This window comes from Sulfurospirillum sp. hDNRA2 (assembly GCF_024206095.2).
Classification (GTDB): Bacteria; Campylobacterota; Campylobacteria; order Campylobacterales; family Sulfurospirillaceae; genus Sulfurospirillum.
Genome location: NZ_CP159800.1, coordinates 1472893 through 1492842, shown reverse-complemented (window position 1 = coordinate 1492842; position 19950 = coordinate 1472893). Strand labels below are relative to the sequence as shown.

Genomic DNA, 19950 nt, shown 5'->3' with positions numbered 1-19950 from the left:
CATCATGCAAGACGTAGAAAACATTGTCAACGGACAAAAACTTTTTCTAAAACCCGAATACCAAGAGGTTTTTAAAAATAAAAAGCAATTTGAAGGTCACGCAGGTGCTACCAATCCCGAAAAAGTCAAAGACGTCGCAAAGTGGATGACATCATGGGAGTACCGTGAGAAAAACTTGGCGCGTGAGCACATCACGATTAACCCGGCCAAAGCGTGTCAACCTTTAGGGGCGGTCATGGCAGCCCTCGGTTTTGAAAACACGATGCCTTACGTTCACGGCAGTCACGGATGCGTTGCGTACTTTAGAAGTTACTTTACGCGTCACTTTAAAGAACCGACTCCGTGCGTCAGCGACTCGATGAGCGAAAGTGCGGCGGTTTTCGGCGGTTTGGCCAATATGAAAGAGGGTTTACGAAACTGTAAAGCACTTTACAAACCTGAAATGATCGCGGTTTCGACGACATGTATGGCAGAAGTTATCGGCGACGACTTGGATGCGTTTGTCAAAGGTGCGCGCACTGAAGCCGAAGGCGAACTCGATACGACCTATATTCCGGCGGCACATACGCCTTCTTTCAAAGGTAGCCACATTACGGGTTACGACAATATGATGGAAGCGATCTTAAAAACCTTGACGCCCGAGGGTGAAGTAGCAAAAGATGAAGAGCGCATCAACATCATCCCCGGTTTTGAGACGTATTTAGGAAGCCTTAAAGAAGTCAAAAAAATCGCTTCGATGTTTAGCGACAAGATCGTTATGCTAGGCGATCACGAAGAGCAATGGAACACCGGTGCGGGCGAGTACAAACTCTATGCGGGCGGTACGCCGATCGAAATAGCTAAAAGTGCCAAAGGCGCTAAAGCGACGATTAGCTTGCAAAAGTATACGACGCCGACAACGGGCAAGTTTATTAAAAACGAATGGAAACAAGAGTACGTGACATGTAACCCGATCGGTCTTAACGGAACCGACGCGTTTGTCATGAAGCTTAGCGAATTGACGGGCAAACCCGTTCCCGCTGAACTTGCCAAACTCAGAGCGCAATTGGTCGATGCGATGCAAGATTCATATCCGTATATGCACGGTAAAAAGTTTGCGATCTGGGGCGATCCCGATTTCTTACTCGGCGTCGTTTCGTTTTTAGTCGAAATGGGAGCCGTTCCCGTACATGTACTTTGCCACAACGCTCCGCGTAAGGGTTGGGAAAAAGAGATGCAGGCTATTCTTGATAAATGTACGTTTAAAGAGGATTGCCATATTTGGATGGGAAAAGACTTGTGGGCACTTAGAAGCTTATTGTTCACCGAGCCGGTTGATTTTATGATCGGTAACGTCTACGGTAAAGAGCTTTACAGAGATACGGGAATTCCTTTGATTCGTATCGGTTTCCCGATTTTCGATAGACATCACCTTCACCGATATTCGATTAGCGGATATGAAGGATGTTTAAATCTTTTAACATGGATTACCAACGCCGTGTTAGATCATTTGGATGAAGAGACGAAAGATATCGCGAAAACCGATTATTTCTTCGATTGCGTACGCTAAAACGTTGAGGGCTTCGGCTCTCAACCTACTTTCCTCCTCCGCGGCCGCCGCCGTGACCGCCGTTTCCATTACCGCTTCCGCTTCCCGAACTTCCACCGCCGCTTGTATTTCCGTTACCTGAAATCGTGCTTGTCGATTCGTTTTTTCCCGTTAACGTATTGACATGGTGTTCTTGCAAAGTTTGCATCGCTAAAGCGCGTTTTGCTTGATTTTCATCGGCACTGCGTTCTTTGATCGCTTGAATGTAGCGGTGGCGGTATTGTTTGGGAGCATTGTTCATTTTCGTCGTTAAATCGTCAATCGTGGACGTATTTTTGATCTCTTGATCGATAAGGTCTTCAGCGTAAAGGCAAACGGCGAAGCTTAGCCCTAAGAAAAAACGCTTCACAAGGACTCCTTCAAGGCAAATGTAAGGCGGACGCACGTACCTTGTTGCGGCGTGCTTTGCAGGTCAATGTCGATCCCTAAAAGTCGGCATAAAGAGTGCACGATATGAAGCCCGAGTCCGAGTCCTTTGTTTTGCTCTTTATAGTAACGCTCGAAAACGCGTTTCGTATCGCGAATGCCGATGCCAGTATCGCAAATGCTCACGGTGTTTTCACGGTTGCACAGTTCGACCGAGCCGTTTTTTCGGTTGTATTTACACGCATTGGAGATCAGATTGTCGAAAATGCGTGCCACCGCGTCTTCATCGCTGATGAGTGTGTAGGAGTGCGTTTGAAAGACGAAGTTCAAGTGCGGATAGAGCTTTTGATAGGGTTTGGCTCTGGTGTGCAAAAGCTTTTCCAAATCGATTTCGTTTTTTTGGGCAATAAATCCTTTTTGAAGCGATTCTAAATTGCGGTAGAGCGATGCAATGGTACACGCCGCCAATTCGATGCGTTCGAGTGCCTCGTCGCTACGACGTTTTGCCAAGGCTTTGGTATTGAGCAAAATCGACGTAATGGGCGTATTGAGGTCGTGAATGACGTCTTTGAGAAAACCTTCCAGCAAATTGAGTGCTTTTTTGAGAGGATAGAGCGCATAAAAAGAGTAAAACAGCGCAAAAACGAAAATCGCCGCTAAAACACCCATGTATAACAAGAGCACTTTATAAACGATTCCGTTTTCGTGTTCGACGTATTGATCGTAAGGCAAAATTACTTTAAACAGTGACTGTTTACTTCGCGGAATCGTAAAATAGCCGCACATGCCCTCTGGGCAAGGGATCAGATTGAGCTGATCGACCGTTGCATCGTAAGGAACGACGTCAAGCTCAAAAGGCGAGCCTTGAAAGCTATAGGTAAATTCTCGCATTTGCGAAAAAATAAATTCTCCTAAAATATGCTTTTGTTCTTTGTAATAAAAATACGAAACAATGCCGCTAAACAGCGCTAAGGAGAGAAAAAAGATACCGAACGTTTTTAAAAACGCCTCTTTTTCATATTTTTTCAAGACGGTATCCTATGCCTTTAATATTGGTGATATTCAAAGCAAAGCGTTGTTTGAGTTTGCTAAGATGAACGCGTAGGGCAATGTCGCTTGGTTTTTCCATAGCGTCGAAGAACATCTCCTTATCAATCGTTTGGCACATATTACGCATCAAAAGATCGAAAATCGCTTTTTCGACGATCCCTAAATCCATCTCTTTATCGTCTATGTAAATACGTTTACTTAAAAGATCGTAACGCATAGCCCCGTAAACAATCGTCGGATTGTGCTTGTGAATATGCGCCTTGATTCGCACGACGAGTTCATCGAAATCGAAAGGCTTTTTAATATAATCATCACATGCTCCCTCAAACGCTTTCGTAATCGTCTGAATATCTTTATACGCGCTGATAAAAAAAGCCGGCGTTTTATCGTCGTTATCGCGCAAAAGCTTTAAAACGTCGATGCCGTTGAGTAAAGGCACGTTAATATCAAAAAGGTAAAGATCAAAAATCGTATCGTAGCTTAAAGACAATGCTTCTTCACCGTCTTGGGCATGGGCTACTTCAAACCCCGCTTCCCTCAGTAAACCGATGAGTGTTTGACTTAAAAGATAGTCATCTTCAAGCAGTAAAATTTTTGACATAACGCTCTCCTTGGTCTAAAGCATAACATATCTGCGTTAACGAAGTGTTAAAGTAAAAAATTTTTTCCCTTAACGATTTGCTAACACTTGCATTATAGAATTTCATTATAAAATTTTTCAAAGGGGGTTATGATGAAAAAAAGTCTTTTAGCATTATGTATGCTTAGTGTAGCGGTTTTTGCGGTGGATTATTCCGCGATGAGCGCAGCGGAACTTTCGGCAATGCGAGGAACGGTTCCCGCAGAAGATCGAGCGGCGTTTCAAGCAGCCATGCAATCCAAAATGCAAGCGCTTTCACAAGAAGAGAGGCAGTCTCTCTCTCAATCCCAACGTGCCAATACTAACGGCACGGGAGCCGGCGTAGGTGCGGGTAACGGAAATTCCGGTGCTAACGGCGGCGGAGCGGGCGGCGGCGGAAGAGGAAACGGACGTGGCGGTCGATAAGGTTTTATCTTCGTTTTTTCAAGAGAGCCTCGGCTCTCTTTTTTAACTTCTCTACTGACATTAAGTTTGAAATTCAACTCCTCCTAAACCCAAAGCGTGCTAAGATAACGACGTTATTTTATTTGCGACGGTATCAAAGGATTTTGAATGGGAAACAACGATGAATTAAAACAGACCAACAAACTTATTTTACGCAATTTGCAAGCAGAAGATTATGATGACGTCAAACGTATTATGGATAGAGTGTATCCGACGCTTGGGGGTTGGACGATCGAAGAGTTTAGCGCACAGCTTTCGACTTTTCCTGAAGGTCAGATTTGTATCGAGGACGACGGTAAAGTCATTGCCGCGGCGCAGAGCCTGATCGTCGATTATAACACATACGGCGATCGCCATACGTACGATCAAATTACGGGAAATTGTTTGCTGAGCACGCACGATCCCAAGGGCGATACGCTTTATGGATTGGATATTTACGTCGATCCGGATTATCAAGGATTGCGACTCGGGCGTAGGCTTTATGATGCCAGAAAAGAGCTTTGCTACCGACTCAACCTTAAGCGCATCATCGCAGGCGGGCGCATTCCGGGCTACGCGGCACATGCCCACGAGATGACCCCTTCTAAATACATCGAACGGGTGAAAGACAAAGAACTTCGAGATCATGTGTTGGGCTTTCAGCTTGCCAACGACTTTCACGTCAGGCGCATTTTAAAAGGGTATCTCAAAGGGGACGCCGCATCTCGTGAGTATGCCACCCTTTTGGAATGGAGCAACGTCGATTATGAAGAGCCTCATACGCATCCGACGGTCAATCGCGGTATTATTCGCGTCAGCGTCGTGCAGTGGCAGATGCGGAGCGTCAAAAGCGTCGAGGAGTTTTTGGATCAAGTCGAATTTTTCGTCGATGCGATGGCGGGGTATAAAGCCGATTTTGTGTTATTTCCCGAGTTTTTCAATGCGCCTTTGATGGCATTGCGCAGTGATGAAAACCAAGAAACGGCGATTCGTACCGTAGCGGCGTATACCGATACTTTAGTCGAAAAAATAGGTCAATTTGCAGTGCGCTACAACATCAACATCATCGCAGGCAGTATGCCCGAATACGACGGTAACACGCTTTATAACGCCAGTTACCTCTGCCGACGTGACGGTACGAAAGATGCGCAAAAAAAATTGCACATCACTCCCGATGAAGAGGCGTACTGGGGCATGCACGGCGGCGATAAACTCTGCGTGTTTGAGACCGATGTGGGACGCGTGGGCATTTTGGTCTGTTACGATGTCGAGTACCCCGAACTGCCGCGCCTCTTAGCCGAGCAAGGCATCGACATCTTATTTATACCTTACTGGACCGATACGAAAAACAGCTACTTAAGGGTGCGTCGTTGCGCGCAAGCTAGAGCGATTGAAAACGAGTGTTACGTGGCGATCTCAGGCAGTGTCGGCACACTCCCCAAAGTGGAAAATATGGACATCCAATACTCCCAAGCCGCCGTTTTTAGCCCATCCGATTTTGCGTTTCCACACGATGCTATTATGGCGGAAGCCACGCCCAATACGGAAATGACCTTGGTTGCCGATCTTGATCTCAGTCTTCTAAAGGAGCTAAGAGAGCGCGGAAGCGTGCGCAACATGCGTTCGCGTCGCCACGATCTGTACAGCTTGCGTTGGCGTGGTGACAAAGAGGATTTCCTCGTCGTTAAAGGCTAAAAATCTTTACATGTAAAACGGTTGCGCTTCAAAACCAACCGTTTTTTCTCACACTTTAAATTCGTTGAGTTTTTCGTGCAGAGCAACACCCCAATGATCTAACACCGTGCTAATCTCCAAAATCTCTTCGCTTTTCGCATAGGTTGCGTGAAAGATCGTTTCGATCTTGCCGGAGGCTTCTTTGATCTGCTCGGTTTCGTCTTTTAGATCGACCGATTTGGCGGCGACTTCGTTGGAGAGTGTTATGTTTTTTGTTGCAACGACGATCAGTTGTTCCAGTACAGCGTTGGCACTACTTGAAACCTCTTGGAGAATGTTGATCTCTGAGGCGTTGTGCTTCATCTGTTGGCCGATGGACGTGATCGCATCGACGATGGACGTGATGGTCACATTGATCTCTTCAAGGCTTTTTTGCGTCTTCTCCGCTAAAAGTCTGACTTCATCGGCAACAACGGCAAATCCACGCCCGTGTTCGCCTGCTCGTGCGGCTTCGATGGCGGCATTGAGTGCGAGCAGATTGGTCTGATCGGCGATGTCGTCGATGACGCCAAGAATGCTCTTGGTCTCTTTGGTTTGCTGTGTGAGCGCGTGTAGTTGTGTGACAAGCTGGTTCTCTTTTTGAACGCTTTGGGCGATTTTAACGCCTAGATCGGCGATGTTGTGTTGTGTGTCGCCAAGGTACGTTCCGATCTGTTGCATCTGCGCTTTACTCTCGTGCGCATTGTGGCTGATCTCATCAAAGGCGATTTGCATGGTGTTGATATGCTTGGTATTGTCATCGATGATCTTTTTTTCTTCTTTGGTTTGCGTATGCAAAAACGAAGCGATCTGTTGCAACTGCGTTGAAATCTGCCCGTGAGTCGTCGCATGGGCTTGAAAACCAAGAATGGCATGTCGGATCTTCTCTTTGAAAAAGATGACCGAATCGAGCATCTTGGCGGATTCTTGGTTGAAGTTCGTGTTAATCGTGATCGCTTTGGTTAAGTCCATCGACGCTAAGGCTTGGTTGATCTTGAGGCTTAGATCCACACCCCATTTTTTCTCATCTAGATCATGCACGATGAGAATCACCGCGATGGTATACTGAATGAACGCCCCTAGCGTGTTGGTCGTAAAAAAGAAAGCATTGAGCGGAAGGATCAAAAAAGCGGCGATATGTATAACGCGCATTCTTAAAAACAGAGATTTCATCAAATTTCTCCTGTATGAAATAGAATTCGCATTCTACTTCATACGAAAAAAGAAAGGATTGATTCGCATCAAAAAATAAGATAAAGTTACTCTCTTTTTATAAAACAGGCTATATTAAGCTTTTTTTCACGCGTATGAGGTGTTTTTGGCATGTCGTAAAAACGAAGCGTATAGCTCTTATCGGCGTGATCGGTAGTGACAAGGCAAAGAACGAGAGCCGAGCTCTCACTCTTTACCGACGGGTTTGTTCAAAAAATGCCGCCATCGCTTCCAAGCAGATTTGCGGTTGTTCTTCCGGTACAAAGTGACCGCACTCGGGCACGGCAAAACCGCTAACGTTATCGGCGTACTGTTCCCAGCCCTCCAAAACGTTCCAGATTTTTCCGACCACGCCGTCGGCTCCCCATAAAACCAGCAACGGCGTTTTGATGCGTTTGGCTCTATCGACTTTATCGTGTTCCAAGTCGATGCTAGCCGACGCGCGGTAATCCTCACAAATACCGTGAACACACGCAGGGTCGGCATAACAACGGATATAATCGTCCAATACCTCTTTAGAAAAGCGTTTTGCCGCTTTGGGACCGACTTTGTTGGTCAGGTTGAAATGAATGAAAAAAGAGGGATCGACGCTAAGGGCACGTTCGGGGAACGGATACTTTTGGATATAAAAGAACCAATGCCAGTATTTGGTCGCAAACTCACGGTTGGTCTCTTCGTACATGTCATAGGTCGGTAAAATATCCATAAGCGTACATGTCAGCACTTTTTCGGGGTGATCAAGAATCAGCCGATGCGCCACGCGAGCCCCTCTGTCGTGCCCGACGAGATGAAATTTGGCGATGCCGAGCTTTTGCATGACGCGTACGTTGTCTTGTGCCATGACGCGCTTGGAGTAGTTGGAGTGATCTTCAAAGCCTACGGGTTTGGAGCTGTCGCCGTAGCCTCTTAGGTCTGTTACGACCACACGGTATTTTTGGGCTAAAGCAGGAGCAATATCGCGCCAAATGAGATAGTTTTCAGGATGACCGTGCAGTAATAAAACGGCTTCTTCGCCGCTTCCGCCTACCCACGTATTGATAAATATATCTTCTTCAACCTCTACATGTACGTTTTCAAATCCTTGAAAATAAGCTTCCAATGCCATAGTTACGCTCCTCGTAAAAGTTGGGCTCGAATGAGCGGTTTGATGCCGCCGGCTTCTAAGATGCTCATCACGTAAGGCGAAAGCGGCTCGGCGGTTACGAGAATGCCTTTTTCGTTAGAAATCGTACCGCTTTTTAAATCCACTAAGAGCATATCTCTTGGTTGCACGAGCTTTAAAATGTGAGGGCAAACGATAAGAGGAAGAGCTAGATTGATCGCGTTGCGGTAAAAAATACGTCCGAACGACTCGGCGATAATCGCTCCTACTCCTACGGCTTTGAGCGTAATGGCGGCGTGTTCTCTACTGCTACCGCAGCCAAAATTCGTACCTGCGACGATGATGTCGCCTTGTTTGATTGTGTGAATAAACTCGGGGTCGGCTCCGTGCATCGCGTATTTGGCAACGTCTTCGACATCGGTGTATTGCACGAAACGGCCCGGATAGATTTGATCGGTGTCGACATTGTTACCGAAAACAAAAGCTCTTCCTTGTAGGTTCGTGTTCATGCGTTCTCCTTGATGATGTAAGGCGTCGGATCGACGATCTTTCCCTCGAGTGCCGCGGCGGCAACGGCGGCGGGCGAAGCTAAAAAGATGCGTGCTTTGGTGTCGCCCATACGTCCGGGAAAGTTGCGATTGGTCGTGGTAATGCACGTTTCATCTGAGGCGAGCATTCCCTCGTGCGTGCCCAAACACGCCGCACATCCGGGCGTTACAAAGGTCGCCCCCGCTTCCACCAAACTTTGCACATACCCTTTTGCCATGGCTTCCAAAAAGACGCCTTTGGACGCGGGAACGATAATAAAACGCGTGCGAGGTGCAATATGTTTGCCTTTTAAAATCCCCGCGGCGATGCCGATGTCTTCGCATCTGCCGCCCGTACAGGATCCTAGATAGGCTTGATCGACGGGCGTATCGATGAATGTTTGAATGTCAAAGACGTTATCCACGCTGGAAGGTGCGGCAAGTTTGGGCTGAAGATGCGTAACGTCAAAGCTGACCTGCGCCGCATAGACAAAATCGGGGTCGGTATGATAAATCTCATACGGGCGCGTCACTTTTTCGTTTAAAAAAGCCCTCGTAACATCATCGGGTTGGATGTAACTGGTCTTTGCACCCATCTCCGTACTCATATTGCACAGTGCCATACGCTCGGAGATGCTCAAATACTGCAAAGTCGAGCCTGCAAATTCGACCGCTTTATAAACGGCAAAATCGGCACCCAACGCTCCGATGGCGTGCAAGATGATGTCTTTGGCATAAACACCCTGACGCGGTTTGCCTTCAAAGTTGATCTTGATGATCTCAGGCACTCTAAACCACAGCTTGCCCGTTGCCAAGATGATGGCCAGATCGGTCGCACCCACACCCGTTCCAAAAGCACCGAATGCACCGTGCGTGGTCGTATGCGAATCGGTGATGACGATGATTTCCCCCGGATGCGCTAAACCTTTGTCGGCAACGACTTGATGGCATACGCCTTGGTCGATGTCCATGAGCATCTCAATGCCTTGATCCCAACAAAACGCGCGAAACGTCTTTTGGTTTTGTGCTTGCATAATGGTCGAAGCGGGGGCATAGTGGTCTAGAAACATCATAACGCGGCTGGGATCATAGACTTTGACACCGCCCATCTCGTGAAAGGAGCGCACCGTTTGCAAGTATAAGTCGTTAATACCGGCAAGATCGACTTCGCAGTTGACGATCTCGCCCGTTGTAACGCTATCCTTTCCGGCTTTGTTTGCCAGCAATTTTTCGATCGCATGCATTAAAAATCCTTCGCTTTGATTTTGGATAATTGTATGATAAATAATTATATAAAAGCAAATAATGTATAATCATAGACAATATAACGGAGGGTAATATGGACTCGAATCTTCTCAAAATTTTTGTGGCGGTAAGCGAGCAAAAAAGCATCTCCTTAGGAGCCTTGGAGCTTGGTTTTACGCAGTCCAACGTCACGCTTCGCATCAAGCAATTGGAAAAAACGTTGGGGTATGCTTTGTTTCACCGTGTTCCCAAAGGCGTCATTTTAACCCAAGAGGGCGAAAAACTCTATCCTTTGGCAAAAGAGATCGTTCAGAAAATCGAAAATGCCGCGGTGCAGATGCAAAACATGAAAGAACAAACCCTGCTTCGTATCGGCACGAGTCAAGCCAACGCAACCATACGGCTTTTGAGCTTTATCGAGACCGTGCAACATGATTTTCCTTTGATATCTTTGGAAGTCTATACAAGCGGAACGCCGAGTGTTTTGGAAAAACTCTTAGCGTATCAAATCGATATTGCCTTCATCACGGGCGATCCGAAACATCCCGACATCGAAGTGCTCAATCAGTTCAACGACGATTTGTACCTCGTGGAGCCCAAAGACAAACGCTGTCCCAACACGCTCATCGGGTATCGTGAAAAGAGCACGCATTTTGATTTTTTAAAGGCATACGAGAAGCATTCGGGAAATAAAACCTACCAAACGATGATCGTGGAAAACTATGAAGTGATGCTCGGATGCGTGAAAGCAGGGATGGGAAAAGCCTTTTTATCCAAAAAAATCATCGAAAAATTCGGCTATGTTGATGCTTTAACGCTAACGAAGTTGGAGCAATTCGAGTGTGACTTGCAGACGCGTTTGGTGTGCCGCAAAGACAACGTGCCGTTTATCGCGGATTATTTGCGTACGCTTGGCTAAAACCTTACATGTAAGATTGCGTAGGGTAAGAAAAGTTGAAAAATTTAAAAAAATGCTGTTTGTTCAAAAGCAAGGATAGTTTTAGCAACCGTGAACGCATAGGAAGCGGCGGGATTGACTGCGCGCTCCCGATGTTTTTATTAGCCTTCTTGCAGAACTCTTGACACGTCTTTAAAGCAAAGCTCTAAAGACTACGTTAACACTGCGTTTTCTTCGGTGCAAAGCCCGCCGCGCACCTTGGGTGCTTTTTCTTCTTTCAAATGCGTTTTGCAAGCAGTCTATTTACCGAAATGTTTAGATGCGTGGTGTAGGGTGGATTTGGTGGATTGCCAGATCGATTCCACTCCCTTTTTCATCGCTATGAATTTTTCTTCGCTTGCGGCAACAAGCTCTACGAGTTTAGCTTGAGCTTCATTGATTTTATCTTCAAGTTGTTTGATTTGTTTATTCATTTCTATTTGAACCGTAGCATTTGCTCTTGAAACTTCTGCTTTAAAGTGAGCGACTTTGGCTTTACATGTATCAAGTTCGGCTTGTATTTTTTGTTCATATAGGTTTTTTTCACTCATGATTCGTCCTTGATTTTTGATAACTTGATAGATCTTGGGTGGAGGATTTTAAAGTAATCGCTTGGAATTTCGAAGGGGTTTCCGCAAGGGCTTTTCTCAGCGATTCGTAATGTGTTTCAAATATTTTTTTCGATACGTCAAAATTATTTCCCGTGATTTTGGCTAATTCCGTTAGCTTCAGTTTAAGTTCTTCTATAGTGTTGTCAAGCATCTTGACATGCTTTGCAAGTTCTACTTGTACGTTGGTACGTGCGGCGAATGCTTGTGTTCTAAAGACGACCATACCGCTTTTCCATTCGTTGAGTTGTATTTGTTTTCGTTGTCTGTATAGTTCTTTATCCATCATAATATCTCCTTTTTCGTTATAGCGTGACGTTCGCATGTAGCTTCGAACGTCACGCGTGTTCACGCTTTGATCGTATCGTCTTTTTTAGGCGTTACGACGGGAGCATCTTTATTCGGCTCAACAGGTTTAACTTCTTCGATTTTCGGTTCAACCGGCGTGTCGATTTTTTTTGTATCGGGTGTTTTTGCTTTGTCGTTAAACATGAAATTTCCTTATGATTCGGTTAGGTCGGTAGATATGGGGTAGAGGGGTGAAAACGTAAAGGCACAGGACTTACAAATGTTAGTGAACGATTCTTCCTTTCAGGACACGTTCGAATATGCCTCGTTGTCGCTAGATCACTTTAAAATGCGCGGAAGAAAGAACCCGAACAAAAAGGTCGGTATTCTTATCGACTAATTTCACTATACTCTTATTTTAAAGAATACGGTACGTTTAAGGAAAAGAATGGAAATAGATTCTATAATGTTACGAAATTACCCGTTTTTGAGAATTTTAAAGGAGGAGGGAGAGACCTTAGCGCGTTTTGGTCGCTCCCACTTCTTACATGTAAAGTTTTTGATCTTCCATGATGCCTAGTTTTCGAGCGATAGCAACGGCGGCTTCTCTTCCGTCGAGTGCGGCGTTGACGACCAAGTTTGCGCCTCTGACCACATCGCCGCCCGCGAAGATAAAAGGATGGCTCGTCTCTTTGTTTTCATTGACGATCAGCGTATTGGAGCGACCTATCGCAAGGTCTAACTCTTCGTAAAAACTAAAACGCTTCGCCTCAAAGCCGAGTGCCAAGATAATACTGTCCGCCGGTAAGGTTTGCACGCTCTCTTCTTTGGTTTGCAGACGGTTGTTTGCATCAAGATAGGTTTCTAAAATTTCAAGACCGACGACGTGACGGTTCACATCGACTAAAGCTTTTTTGGGCAGAGCGTTAAAGCGAAATACCACTCCCTCTTCTTTGGCGTTGACGACTTCGGCAGGGCTTCCGGGCATGCTTGCTTCGTTTCGTCGGTATACACATGTCACGCTTTTGGCTTTATGGCGAATCGCGGTGCGAAGAGCGTCCATCGCCGAGTCTCCGCCGCCGATGACGATGACGTGTTTGTCGCGTAAAATCGATTGTTGAAGCGCATGGTCTAAAAGATTTTTTTGCGTTTGCGTGAGAAGCTCCATCACCTGATACACCCCCTTGGCGTCTTCGTTTTCCATACCCGCGCAACGACCGATCGGAACACCCAAGCCCAAAAAGACGGCGTCGAATTTTTCTTGGAGTTCGCTCAAACTGACGTCTTTGCCGACTTCGGTATTAAGGTGTACTTTCATTCCGGCATTTTTCATCCACTCGAAACGGCGTAAAATGACGCTTTTGGGGAGTTTAAAATTGGGGATTCCGTACATCAACAGTCCGCCCACGCGATTTTCCCTCTCGTAAAGCTCGACGTCGATGCCGGCTCTGAGTAAGAACGTCGCACAACTAAGCCCCGCAGGACCGGACCCAACGACCGCGACTTTGAACGTGCGTTCGCTGGCGCGACCGTAAAAAGGAACGGCTCCCTCTTCGATGGCTTTTTCGTTGAGATAGACTTCGACGTTGCCGATAGAAACGGCATGATAGGGCGTTTTCTCTAACGTACACGCACTTTCGCATAAGCCTTTTTTGGGGCAAACGCGACCTAAAATTTCAGGGAAGGGCGAGCGTGCGTTGGAGAGTTCGAATGCGCTTGCGTAGTCATGTTCGTAGGTTTTTTTCAGCCATCTGGGAATGTTGTTATTGAGCGGACAGCCCGTACGGCAGAACGTAAATTCACTCTCAAGCCCTCGCAAAAGGTCGATGGGGCATTGCAAACAACGGCTAGCTTGTGCCTTAGCTTCGTTCTCTTCAAAGTTATGGTAAATCGGATAATAATCCTGTGTACGTTCCTTTGCCGGACGCTTTTTCGGGTATGCTTTTGCAACGGTTTTATACTCTCTCATGCTCTTCCTCGATAATTTCTATGCTCTTGACATGTAACTCTTGTCCGCCGATCATCTTAACTTCCGCACTTTGGCATTTCGGGCAGACAAAACGGTTTTCGCTTACGACGCTTTGCGTGCCGCACGCTTTGCACACAAGCACGACGTCGCACACTTCAATTTCCAAGATCGCGTCGCGACAGATCGTATCTTCTTTAAAGGTTTCAAAACACTGTTCTAAAAAATGAATCTCGATGCCGCTGAGGCGTCCGATGCGAACACTTAGGCGTTTAATCGCTTTGGCACGATGCTTTTTCGCCTCTTTTTCGCACACGTCGATCAGCGATGCGACGATGGAATACTCATGCACGTTCTAGCCTTTATCGGCTTGAAGCGTTTCAAACGTATCATAATCCGCCACGCGAATCGCATCGGTCGTACAGACTTGCACGCACGAGGGACCTGTGGAAAGATGAAAACAAAGATTGCACTTTTGCGCGATCAGACGCCCTTTTTGAGGGTTGAGCGCGAGTGCTCCGTAGGGACAAACCAAGACGCACGTACCGCAACCGACGCACGCTTCTTCGTTGAGGCGAACCGTATCGCCCGTCGTTTCGATGACACCGTGCGGACAGACGCTCACGCAAGGCGCATCTTCGCAATGCATGCATTGAAGCGGTGCGGTTTTCCCTTCGATTTTTACCACGCGATTGCGCGAAAAAAGCGGCCGCTTGGTCGTATAGGCTTCTTCAAAACTAATGCCCGCATTGGCGGCGGCACAGGCGAGTTCGCAACTTAAACACCCGATACATTTGCGCGAGTCGGCTACAATAAATCGATGTCGCATCTTAACGCTCGGTACAGGAGATACAAGGATCGATGCTGTTAAAAATCAGCGCAACGTCCTCAATCGTGTTGTTTGGCATCATAATTTTGAGCGCCTCCCAGTTCATATACGTCGGAACCCTCCATTTCATACGTTCGGGCTTTCGCGTGCCGTTACTTTTGAGGTAATAGACCAACTCTCCGCGCGGTGCTTCGCTACGGGAGACGGCTTCGCCCTCGGGTACCATCGTTTTGACATGTAAGGCGATTTCGCCTTGCGGCAAGGCGTTTAAAACTTGGCGTACGAGCGCGATCGACTCTACGATTTCGTACAAACGCACGAGTGCGCGCGAGAGTACGTCGCCGTCTTGTTTGAGAATGACCTTAAAGTCCAAAGAAGCGTACGCCGCGTAAGGAGCATGTTTGCGTACGTCGTTGTCGACGCCGCTGGCTCTAGCGACCGGACCTACGACACCGAGCTTGAGGGCATCTTCGTGCGGTAAAACGCCTACGCCTTTTAAGCGTTTGATCAGCATTTCGTCGTGTTCGAAGCGTTCGATAAAACGTTTGATTGCCTCTTCGTTTTGATCGTGCGTTGTTTGAATTGCGGTTATGAGGGTTTGATCGAGGTCAAACTTGACGCCGCCGATCGTATTGGCGCTTAAGTCCATACGATTGCCCCAAATGCGCTCTTTAAGGTCTTGAAACGCTTCGCGCGTCTCGAGAAAATCCCGCATTAACGCGCCGTCGTGGATCAAATGCGAGAGCATACCCAAATTGAAAAGATGGCTAGCGATACGCTTGATCTCGTCGGTCAAGACGCGAAGGTATTGTGCGCGCATCGGAACGTCGATACGCGCGATTTTTTCCACTGCCATACAGTAGGTAAAAGGATGGTTGTTGGAGCAAAGCGCACACACTTTTTCGGTAATGATCAGGTTTTGTAAAAAGTTTTTTTGCAGTACGATCGACTCGATGCCTCGATGTACGAAACCGTTGACCATATCAACGCTTTTAATCGTTCGAGCGTCGTCGTTGGGCTCGATTTTAAAGTAAACGGGTTCTTCCAGCGCGACGTCGAAAGGGCCTAAAATCACGGTCGTTTTATCCATGGCGTGCCTCCTTTTGCGCTTTGACTTTACTCCAGAGCGTTTCGCTAACGCGCCCGTTCATCATCGACGAGAGCGAGTAGTATTCGTCTAAAACGCTTTGGGAAATCGAATCGTCCAAAAAGAGACGTTGGGGGTTGGGATGGTTTTGAAGCGCGATACCGTAAATTTCGCTGAGTTCCCGCTCCGTCCAATCGGCACTTTTAAACAAAGGCGTGATCGAGAAAACGCATCGATCGGCGACGTACACTTTGACGTTTACCATGACGCCGCCGCAGTCAAAATGGTACACGAGTTCGTGTGCTTCGTCTTTAGCGTATGCGCTAATCATACACACGCGTGCTTCTACACGGCGTAAAAGCTCCGCCAAGGCTAAAAAGAGCGTTTGATCGTCCGTTTCGCACCAAAGGCTGTCGTAGTGCGGCGTAAAACGTAACGGATTGTTTTGCGCGGCTAATGAGTCGTTCAAGGTTTTTTCAAGGGTATGCATTTAAAGAACTCGCTTTGTAAAAGTAGATTCGCGTCGGCATTTCGGACAGAGGTTAAAGAGCGACCGAAGAGCATCGTCTCGTTTTGAAAATCCTTTGTTGAGGAGCGAATCGGGTGTTTGAATCATCGGTTCGGAACATTTCGGGCAACGATCAAACGCCAAAGTCGCCGAAGTGATCGCCGTGTATTTTTGACTTTGAGGTAAAGCTTCGGCGCGTACGTCGCTCAGTGCGATCGCTCCGGTCGGACAAAAATAGGTACAATTGCCGCATAACGTACACGAATTGTGCCAAATGATAAATTCGTAACTTTGCTTGAGCGCCTTACATGTAATGTTGATCGCTCCGGCGGGACAGACGAAAGCACAGGTTTGACAAACGATACACTGCGTTTGATCGTAAGAGAGTTTGCCTTTATATGCGCTCATGCTCCCTCCTTGTCGCGGTAGAGTCGACAGGCGAGCACTAAGCCCTCAACGATACTTTGCGGACTCGGCGGACACCCCGCGATATTGACGTCGACTTCGACGAAGCGGTCTAAGGGCCCTTCAATCGAGTAACTATCCCGAAAAACGCCGCAACTGATCGGGCATATGCCCATCGCAACGACGATCTTACGTTTGGGAAGGCGTTTGAGGGTGGATTCTAAAAAGGGTTTGGAGCGTGCGGTAATCGAACCCGTAACGATCACGACGTCGGCTGCTTCGGGATCGTTCGTGTACGTACAGCCTAAAGTATCAAAGCCGAATTTCGGCACCAGAACGCTGGCTAAAAGCTCGACGTCGCAACCGTTACACGAGCCCGTGTTGATGCGATAAACGTTAATCGGATTCAAACTATTCTCTCTTTATAGCGTTTTTGAATGTAAATTATACATTTTTAATCTAACTAAAAAATAAAAGCTTTTTTTAAGTAGAGCATTTTAGCACAAAAAGACTTCTTTGTCGTGACGAATGTGTTACAATAAGCTCTTTAGTGAGACTTTTTGCCTAAGCCTGCTCCAAGATGCCTTTTTGCGCTAAAGCCTAGCGTTAGGACATCATGCCTTTTGTAGCTTATGAAAGAAGTTCATTTTACCTAGAAAGGAAACCTATGCCTACACGCGAAGATGCGCTTGCGCTACTCAAACGTTATAACTCGAATGCCCTCGTGACGCACGGACTTGCCGTCGAAGGTACGATGCGATATTTTGCCGAGAAATCGGGGGAAAATAAGGAGCTTTGGGGAATCGTCGGATTGTTACACGACGTCGATTACGAACGCTATCCCGAGGAACATTGCCGTAAAGGTGCCGAGATTCTTCGTGAAAACGGTTATCCCGAAGAGGTCGTTCGCGCGATGATGTCGCACGGATGGGAAATCTGTACCGACGTCGAACCTCTCTCGCAAATGGAAAAAACCTTATACGCGGTCGATGAACTTACGGGACTCATTACCGCGTGTGCACTGGTACGACCGAGCAAATCCGTAATGGACTTGGAACTTTCCTCGGCGAAAAAGAAGTTTAAAGACAAAGGCTTTGCCGCGGGTGCGAGCAGGGAAGTGATCCAAAAAGGAGCCGACATGTTACATGTAAGTATCGACGAACTGATCGTTGACGTCATATCGGCAATGCGCGCTATCGCGCCGAGCTTGGGTTTGGAGATGAAATCCTAACTTAGCGTCGCTTACGGGCAGGGGATTTTTTGATCATCGGTCGATAATCGACGATGGTCGTCGTTCCTTTTCCCGGATAGCGTTTCATCTCAAAATGCTCGCTTAGCTTGGCAAGAAGCGAGGTTAATTTACTCGAACCGTAGGTGCGCGGATCAAAATCGGGCGATTGGCGTTTGATGTACGCGCCGGCGGCCGAAATACTTGCCCATCCTTCTTCGTCTTGCGTCTTCTCCCAACCGATATGCAAAAGCTTGATCAACTCTTTGAGTGCGTCGTCGTCGGCTTTTGGCGTCGGTTTGGCTTCGGGAAGCTCTTCCAGCGGTTCAGGTTCGATACTAAGGTTCTCGGTGAAGATAAAATCGTCGCAGGCGTTACGAAACGAAAGCGGCGTTTTATGCTCGCCGAATCCAAAAACGTAAATCTCAGACTCTTTGAGGCGTGAAGCCAACTTGGTAAAGTCGCTATCGCTCGAGACCAACGCAAACGCATCGAATTTTTGCGTGTAAAGCAAATCCATCGCGTCGATAATCATCGAAGCGTCGGTCGAATTTTTGCCCGTCGTATAGGCAAATTGCTGAATCGGCTGAATCGCCAGCTCGTTAAGTCGCTCTTTCCAATTTTTGAGGTAGCTGCTCGACCAGTCGCCGTACGCTCGTTTGACGATAATGCGCCCGTGCGTCGAAAGCTCCGCCAAAATCGGTTCTACTTTACTTTGTTGTGCATTGTCCGCGTCGATAAGGACGACGATACGCTTCTCTTCGCTACCGTTTTTCATAATGTGATACCTTTGGTTAAAAATGCTCTAACGTCTATTATAGCTTAGTTTAGGCGTTAAAGCGTTTTAGCGTATGCGTCTTGTTCGGGTACGTTTTTCCATAAAAAAGAGCGAAATGCAAGTGCCAGGCATAGGGCAAGAAGTCCTTGAAGCAACAGCGTATGTTCCACGCCGATACGATGCGAAATCGTACCGATCAACAACGCTCCGATCGGTTGCATACCGAAAAGCGCCATCGCGTAATAGCTCATCACGCGTCCGCGCATACGAACGTCGGAGAGGGTTTGCAGCAAGGTATTGACGATCGTCGTATGCAGCATCATACCGAGTCCGGAGAGTGCGGCAAACGCAAAAGCGGGCAAATCGACGGTACAAAAGGAGAGTGCAACGATGCTACCGCCGAGCAAGAGCGTCGCAAGGTATAAAATTTTTTGGTGATAAAGGATGCTCGACAACGAAGCCAGCCGTGCGGCTCCAAAGAGTGCGCCGATACCGACGCAACTAATAAGATAACCGTACGTCAAAGCGTTACCGTTTAAAACCTCTTTAGCGACGATCGGTAAAAGCGTCGCGTAGGGTAACACGCAAAAGCTTATCAGTGCCAACAAAAGGATCAGCTTAAACAAATAAGGCGAAGTCCGAACGTAACGTAGCCCCTCTTGCAAGTCGCCGAGCAGTTTTTGCTTCGTAGGTCGCGGCGCATACGAGGGGAGTTTCATCATCGACAAGGAAGCGATAACCGCCATAAAACTCAATGCGTTGAGCATAAAACAAAGGCTTGCTCCCAAACTCTCCAAAACCAAACCGGAGAGTGCAGGGCCTACGAGCCTTGCCAAATTGACCATGGAAGAATTGAGCGCGATGGCATTGCCTAAATCCTCGTTTTTCGCAACGAGCAAGTAGACAAGCGATTGACGCGCCGGAAGATCAAAAGCGTTAATCACGCCCAAAAAAGTGCTCAAAAGTAAAATTTCCGTGACGCTATAATGCGTAAACGCCACGACCAGCGTTAAGATGATCGCTTGCATCATTGAAAGAATTTGCGTGAACAAGAGCACTTTATAACGATCGTAACGATCGGCGACGATTCCACCGACCAGCGAAAAGACGAAAGAGGGAAACTGCGTCGCAAAAACGCTCAAGCCCAACATAAACGCCGAATGCGTTTGCATGTAAACAACCCAATAAACGGCCGTTCGTTGCATCCACGTCCCCATCAAAGAGATCGATTGCCCCGCAAAAAAGAGCCGATAATTGCGACTTTGAAAAGCCCGAAAGGTATTAATGTTCATAATGAAATTATAGCGGAGTTAAGGTTTGAAACGGTTTTACATGTCAGAAGAAGAAAAGCTACATAGTCCTTTTTAAAAGAGTCTTATCGCATCTTTCATCGGTAAAAAATTGCGTATTCTGAAAAGATGGGATTTCCTTCAGTGTATCGGAAAGTAAA

24 protein-coding genes are annotated in these 19950 nt (G+C 47.1%); 5 read left to right on the top strand and 19 right to left on the bottom strand.

Annotated features, from left to right (window positions below):
* Positions 1 to 4 precede the first annotated feature (4 nt).
* Positions 5 to 1549: a nitrogenase molybdenum-iron protein subunit beta gene (nifK, locus tag NL930_RS07525; RefSeq protein WP_254376218.1), complete on the top strand. Its 1545-nt coding sequence runs from the start codon at positions 5 to 7 to the stop codon at positions 1547 to 1549.
* Between the two features lie 25 nt (positions 1550 to 1574).
* Here nifK and NL930_RS07520 read toward each other — a convergent pair whose 3' ends face one another.
* The 3 genes from NL930_RS07520 to NL930_RS07510 are packed head-to-tail and all read right to left on the bottom strand — an operon-like array spanning position 1575 to position 3605.
* The gene (locus tag NL930_RS07520; protein WP_254376217.1) at positions 1575 to 1937 is read right to left on the bottom strand and encodes a hypothetical protein; all 363 of its coding nucleotides are present in this window, start codon (positions 1935 to 1937) and stop codon (positions 1575 to 1577) included.
* A complete protein-coding gene (locus NL930_RS07515; protein WP_254376215.1) occupies positions 1934 to 2983 on the bottom strand; it encodes a HAMP domain-containing sensor histidine kinase in 1050 nt (349 codons plus the stop codon). Before NL930_RS07515 ends, NL930_RS07520 begins: the two co-directional genes overlap by 4 nt.
* Positions 2970 to 3605, bottom strand: a complete 636-nt coding sequence (locus NL930_RS07510) for a response regulator transcription factor (protein ID WP_254376213.1) — start codon at positions 3603 to 3605, stop codon at positions 2970 to 2972. The genes NL930_RS07515 and NL930_RS07510 overlap by 14 nt, the downstream gene beginning before the upstream one ends.
* Positions 3606 to 3737: 132 nt before the next feature.
* On the opposite strand from NL930_RS07510, the gene NL930_RS07505 reads away from it, so the two are divergent.
* Together NL930_RS07505 and NL930_RS07500 are read left to right on the top strand one after the other, a co-directional pair.
* The gene (locus tag NL930_RS07505) at positions 3738 to 4049 is read left to right on the top strand and encodes a DUF1104 domain-containing protein (protein WP_039676185.1); all 312 of its coding nucleotides are present in this window, start codon (positions 3738 to 3740) and stop codon (positions 4047 to 4049) included.
* 147 nt (positions 4050 to 4196) lie between these two features.
* Positions 4197 to 5762: a bifunctional GNAT family N-acetyltransferase/carbon-nitrogen hydrolase family protein gene (locus tag NL930_RS07500; protein WP_254376211.1), complete on the top strand. Its 1566-nt coding sequence runs from the start codon at positions 4197 to 4199 to the stop codon at positions 5760 to 5762.
* Between the two features lie 48 nt (positions 5763 to 5810).
* Here NL930_RS07500 and NL930_RS13395 read toward each other — a convergent pair whose 3' ends face one another.
* The 4 genes from NL930_RS13395 to NL930_RS07480 all read right to left on the bottom strand — a co-directional run bounded on the left by NL930_RS13395 (position 5811) and on the right by NL930_RS07480 (position 9865).
* Positions 5811 to 6461: a methyl-accepting chemotaxis protein gene (locus NL930_RS13395; RefSeq protein WP_373028073.1), complete on the bottom strand. Its 651-nt coding sequence runs from the start codon at positions 6459 to 6461 to the stop codon at positions 5811 to 5813.
* A gap of 724 nt (positions 6462 to 7185) precedes the next feature.
* The gene (locus NL930_RS07490) at positions 7186 to 8097 is read right to left on the bottom strand and encodes an alpha/beta fold hydrolase (protein WP_254376209.1); all 912 of its coding nucleotides are present in this window, start codon (positions 8095 to 8097) and stop codon (positions 7186 to 7188) included.
* Between the two features lie 2 nt (positions 8098 to 8099).
* Positions 8100 to 8603: a 3-isopropylmalate dehydratase gene (locus NL930_RS07485; RefSeq protein ID WP_254376207.1), complete on the bottom strand. Its 504-nt coding sequence runs from the start codon at positions 8601 to 8603 to the stop codon at positions 8100 to 8102.
* Positions 8600 to 9865: an aconitase/3-isopropylmalate dehydratase large subunit family protein gene (locus tag NL930_RS07480; protein WP_254376206.1), complete on the bottom strand. Its 1266-nt coding sequence runs from the start codon at positions 9863 to 9865 to the stop codon at positions 8600 to 8602. The genes NL930_RS07485 and NL930_RS07480 overlap by 4 nt, the downstream gene beginning before the upstream one ends.
* Before the next feature lie 95 nt (positions 9866 to 9960).
* On the opposite strand from NL930_RS07480, the gene NL930_RS07475 reads away from it, so the two are divergent.
* Positions 9961 to 10785 (top strand): LysR family transcriptional regulator, encoded by an 825-nt coding sequence (locus tag NL930_RS07475; protein ID WP_254376204.1) that lies wholly within the window; start codon positions 9961 to 9963, stop codon positions 10783 to 10785.
* A 278-nt stretch (positions 10786 to 11063) separates the two neighbouring features.
* Here the strand turns inward: NL930_RS07475 and NL930_RS07470 are convergent, their stop codons facing one another.
* The 10 genes from NL930_RS07470 to NL930_RS07425 all read right to left on the bottom strand — a co-directional run bounded on the left by NL930_RS07470 (position 11064) and on the right by NL930_RS07425 (position 16904).
* The gene (locus NL930_RS07470) at positions 11064 to 11354 is read right to left on the bottom strand and encodes a hypothetical protein (protein WP_254376202.1); all 291 of its coding nucleotides are present in this window, start codon (positions 11352 to 11354) and stop codon (positions 11064 to 11066) included.
* Positions 11347 to 11700, bottom strand: coding sequence for a hypothetical protein (locus tag NL930_RS07465; protein ID WP_041963471.1), 354 nt, complete (start codon positions 11698 to 11700; stop codon positions 11347 to 11349). The genes NL930_RS07470 and NL930_RS07465 overlap by 8 nt, the downstream gene beginning before the upstream one ends.
* A gap of 59 nt (positions 11701 to 11759) precedes the next feature.
* A complete protein-coding gene (locus NL930_RS07460; RefSeq protein ID WP_254376200.1) occupies positions 11760 to 11903 on the bottom strand; it encodes a hypothetical protein in 144 nt (47 codons plus the stop codon).
* Positions 11904 to 12243: 340 nt separating this feature from the next.
* Positions 12244 to 13668: a glutamate synthase subunit beta gene (locus NL930_RS07455; protein ID WP_305880137.1), complete on the bottom strand. Its 1425-nt coding sequence runs from the start codon at positions 13666 to 13668 to the stop codon at positions 12244 to 12246.
* Entirely contained in the window at positions 13655 to 14017 is a 363-nt protein-coding gene (gene hypA, locus NL930_RS07450) for a hydrogenase maturation nickel metallochaperone HypA (RefSeq protein ID WP_254376198.1), read from the bottom strand. The genes NL930_RS07455 and hypA overlap by 14 nt, the downstream gene beginning before the upstream one ends.
* Positions 14018 to 14020: 3 nt before the next feature.
* On the bottom strand, positions 14021 to 14494 hold the full coding sequence (locus NL930_RS07445) for a 4Fe-4S dicluster domain-containing protein (RefSeq protein WP_254376196.1): 474 nt from the start codon (positions 14492 to 14494) through the stop codon (positions 14021 to 14023).
* Between the two features lies 1 nt (position 14495).
* On the bottom strand, positions 14496 to 15584 hold the full coding sequence (locus NL930_RS07440; protein ID WP_254376194.1) for a nickel-dependent hydrogenase large subunit: 1089 nt from the start codon (positions 15582 to 15584) through the stop codon (positions 14496 to 14498).
* Entirely contained in the window at positions 15577 to 16071 is a 495-nt protein-coding gene (locus tag NL930_RS07435) for an NADH-quinone oxidoreductase subunit C (RefSeq protein WP_254376192.1), read from the bottom strand. Before NL930_RS07435 ends, NL930_RS07440 begins: the two co-directional genes overlap by 8 nt.
* Complete coding sequence (locus NL930_RS07430) at positions 16072 to 16497, bottom strand: 4Fe-4S dicluster domain-containing protein (protein ID WP_052435393.1); 426 nt, start codon at positions 16495 to 16497, stop codon at positions 16072 to 16074.
* Positions 16494 to 16904 (bottom strand): NADH-quinone oxidoreductase subunit B family protein, encoded by a 411-nt coding sequence (locus NL930_RS07425; protein WP_039675684.1) that lies wholly within the window; start codon positions 16902 to 16904, stop codon positions 16494 to 16496. The genes NL930_RS07430 and NL930_RS07425 overlap by 4 nt, the downstream gene beginning before the upstream one ends.
* A gap of 257 nt (positions 16905 to 17161) precedes the next feature.
* Between NL930_RS07425 and NL930_RS07420 the strand changes: the two genes are divergently transcribed.
* Complete coding sequence (locus NL930_RS07420) at positions 17162 to 17725, top strand: HDIG domain-containing metalloprotein (protein WP_254376191.1); 564 nt, start codon at positions 17162 to 17164, stop codon at positions 17723 to 17725.
* 1 nt (position 17726) lies between these two features.
* Here NL930_RS07420 and NL930_RS07415 read toward each other — a convergent pair whose 3' ends face one another.
* Both NL930_RS07415 and NL930_RS07410 read right to left on the bottom strand, forming a co-directional pair.
* Positions 17727 to 18500: an NYN domain-containing protein gene (locus NL930_RS07415; protein ID WP_254376190.1), complete on the bottom strand. Its 774-nt coding sequence runs from the start codon at positions 18498 to 18500 to the stop codon at positions 17727 to 17729.
* Positions 18501 to 18556: 56 nt separating this feature from the next.
* Positions 18557 to 19792, bottom strand: a complete 1236-nt coding sequence (locus NL930_RS07410; protein ID WP_254376189.1) for an MFS transporter — start codon at positions 19790 to 19792, stop codon at positions 18557 to 18559.
* Between the last annotated feature and the right edge of the window lie 158 nt (positions 19793 to 19950).

Excerpts from the sequence above, each read along its gene's own strand:
- NL930_RS07410 (WP_254376189.1), bottom strand. The coding sequence starts at position 19,792 with ATGAACATTAATACCTTTCGGGCTTTTCAAAGTCGCAATTATCGGCTC.
- NL930_RS07420 (WP_254376191.1), top strand. The coding sequence starts at position 17,162 with ATGCCTACACGCGAAGATGCGCTTGCGCTACTCAAACGTTATAACTCG.
- NL930_RS07445 (WP_254376196.1), bottom strand. The coding sequence starts at position 14,494 with ATGCGACATCGATTTATTGTAGCCGACTCGCGCAAATGTATCGGGTGT.
- NL930_RS07465 (WP_041963471.1), bottom strand. The coding sequence starts at position 11,700 with ATGATGGATAAAGAACTATACAGACAACGAAAACAAATACAACTCAAC.
- NL930_RS07510 (WP_254376213.1), bottom strand. The coding sequence starts at position 3,605 with ATGTCAAAAATTTTACTGCTTGAAGATGACTATCTTTTAAGTCAAACA.
- nifK (WP_254376218.1), top strand. The coding sequence starts at position 5 with ATGCAAGACGTAGAAAACATTGTCAACGGACAAAAACTTTTTCTAAAA.
- NL930_RS07490 (WP_254376209.1), bottom strand. The coding sequence starts at position 8,097 with ATGGCATTGGAAGCTTATTTTCAAGGATTTGAAAACGTACATGTAGAG.
- NL930_RS07430 (WP_052435393.1), bottom strand. The coding sequence starts at position 16,497 with ATGAGCGCATATAAAGGCAAACTCTCTTACGATCAAACGCAGTGTATC.
- NL930_RS07500 (WP_254376211.1), top strand. The coding sequence starts at position 4,197 with ATGGGAAACAACGATGAATTAAAACAGACCAACAAACTTATTTTACGC.
- NL930_RS07480 (WP_254376206.1), bottom strand. The coding sequence starts at position 9,865 with ATGCATGCGATCGAAAAATTGCTGGCAAACAAAGCCGGAAAGGATAGC.
- NL930_RS07505 (WP_039676185.1), top strand. The coding sequence starts at position 3,738 with ATGAAAAAAAGTCTTTTAGCATTATGTATGCTTAGTGTAGCGGTTTTT.
- NL930_RS07435 (WP_254376192.1), bottom strand. The coding sequence starts at position 16,071 with ATGCATACCCTTGAAAAAACCTTGAACGACTCATTAGCCGCGCAAAAC.
- NL930_RS13395 (WP_373028073.1), bottom strand. The coding sequence starts at position 6,461 with ATGCAACAGATCGGAACGTACCTTGGCGACACACAACACAACATCGCC.
- NL930_RS07470 (WP_254376202.1), bottom strand. The coding sequence starts at position 11,354 with ATGAGTGAAAAAAACCTATATGAACAAAAAATACAAGCCGAACTTGAT.
- NL930_RS07440 (WP_254376194.1), bottom strand. The coding sequence starts at position 15,584 with ATGGATAAAACGACCGTGATTTTAGGCCCTTTCGACGTCGCGCTGGAA.
- NL930_RS07455 (WP_305880137.1), bottom strand. The coding sequence starts at position 13,668 with ATGAGAGAGTATAAAACCGTTGCAAAAGCATACCCGAAAAAGCGTCCG.
- NL930_RS07460 (WP_254376200.1), bottom strand. The coding sequence starts at position 11,903 with ATGTTTAACGACAAAGCAAAAACACCCGATACAAAAAAAATCGACACG.
- NL930_RS07485 (WP_254376207.1), bottom strand. The coding sequence starts at position 8,603 with ATGAACACGAACCTACAAGGAAGAGCTTTTGTTTTCGGTAACAATGTC.
- NL930_RS07415 (WP_254376190.1), bottom strand. The coding sequence starts at position 18,500 with ATGAAAAACGGTAGCGAAGAGAAGCGTATCGTCGTCCTTATCGACGCG.
- NL930_RS07475 (WP_254376204.1), top strand. The coding sequence starts at position 9,961 with ATGGACTCGAATCTTCTCAAAATTTTTGTGGCGGTAAGCGAGCAAAAA.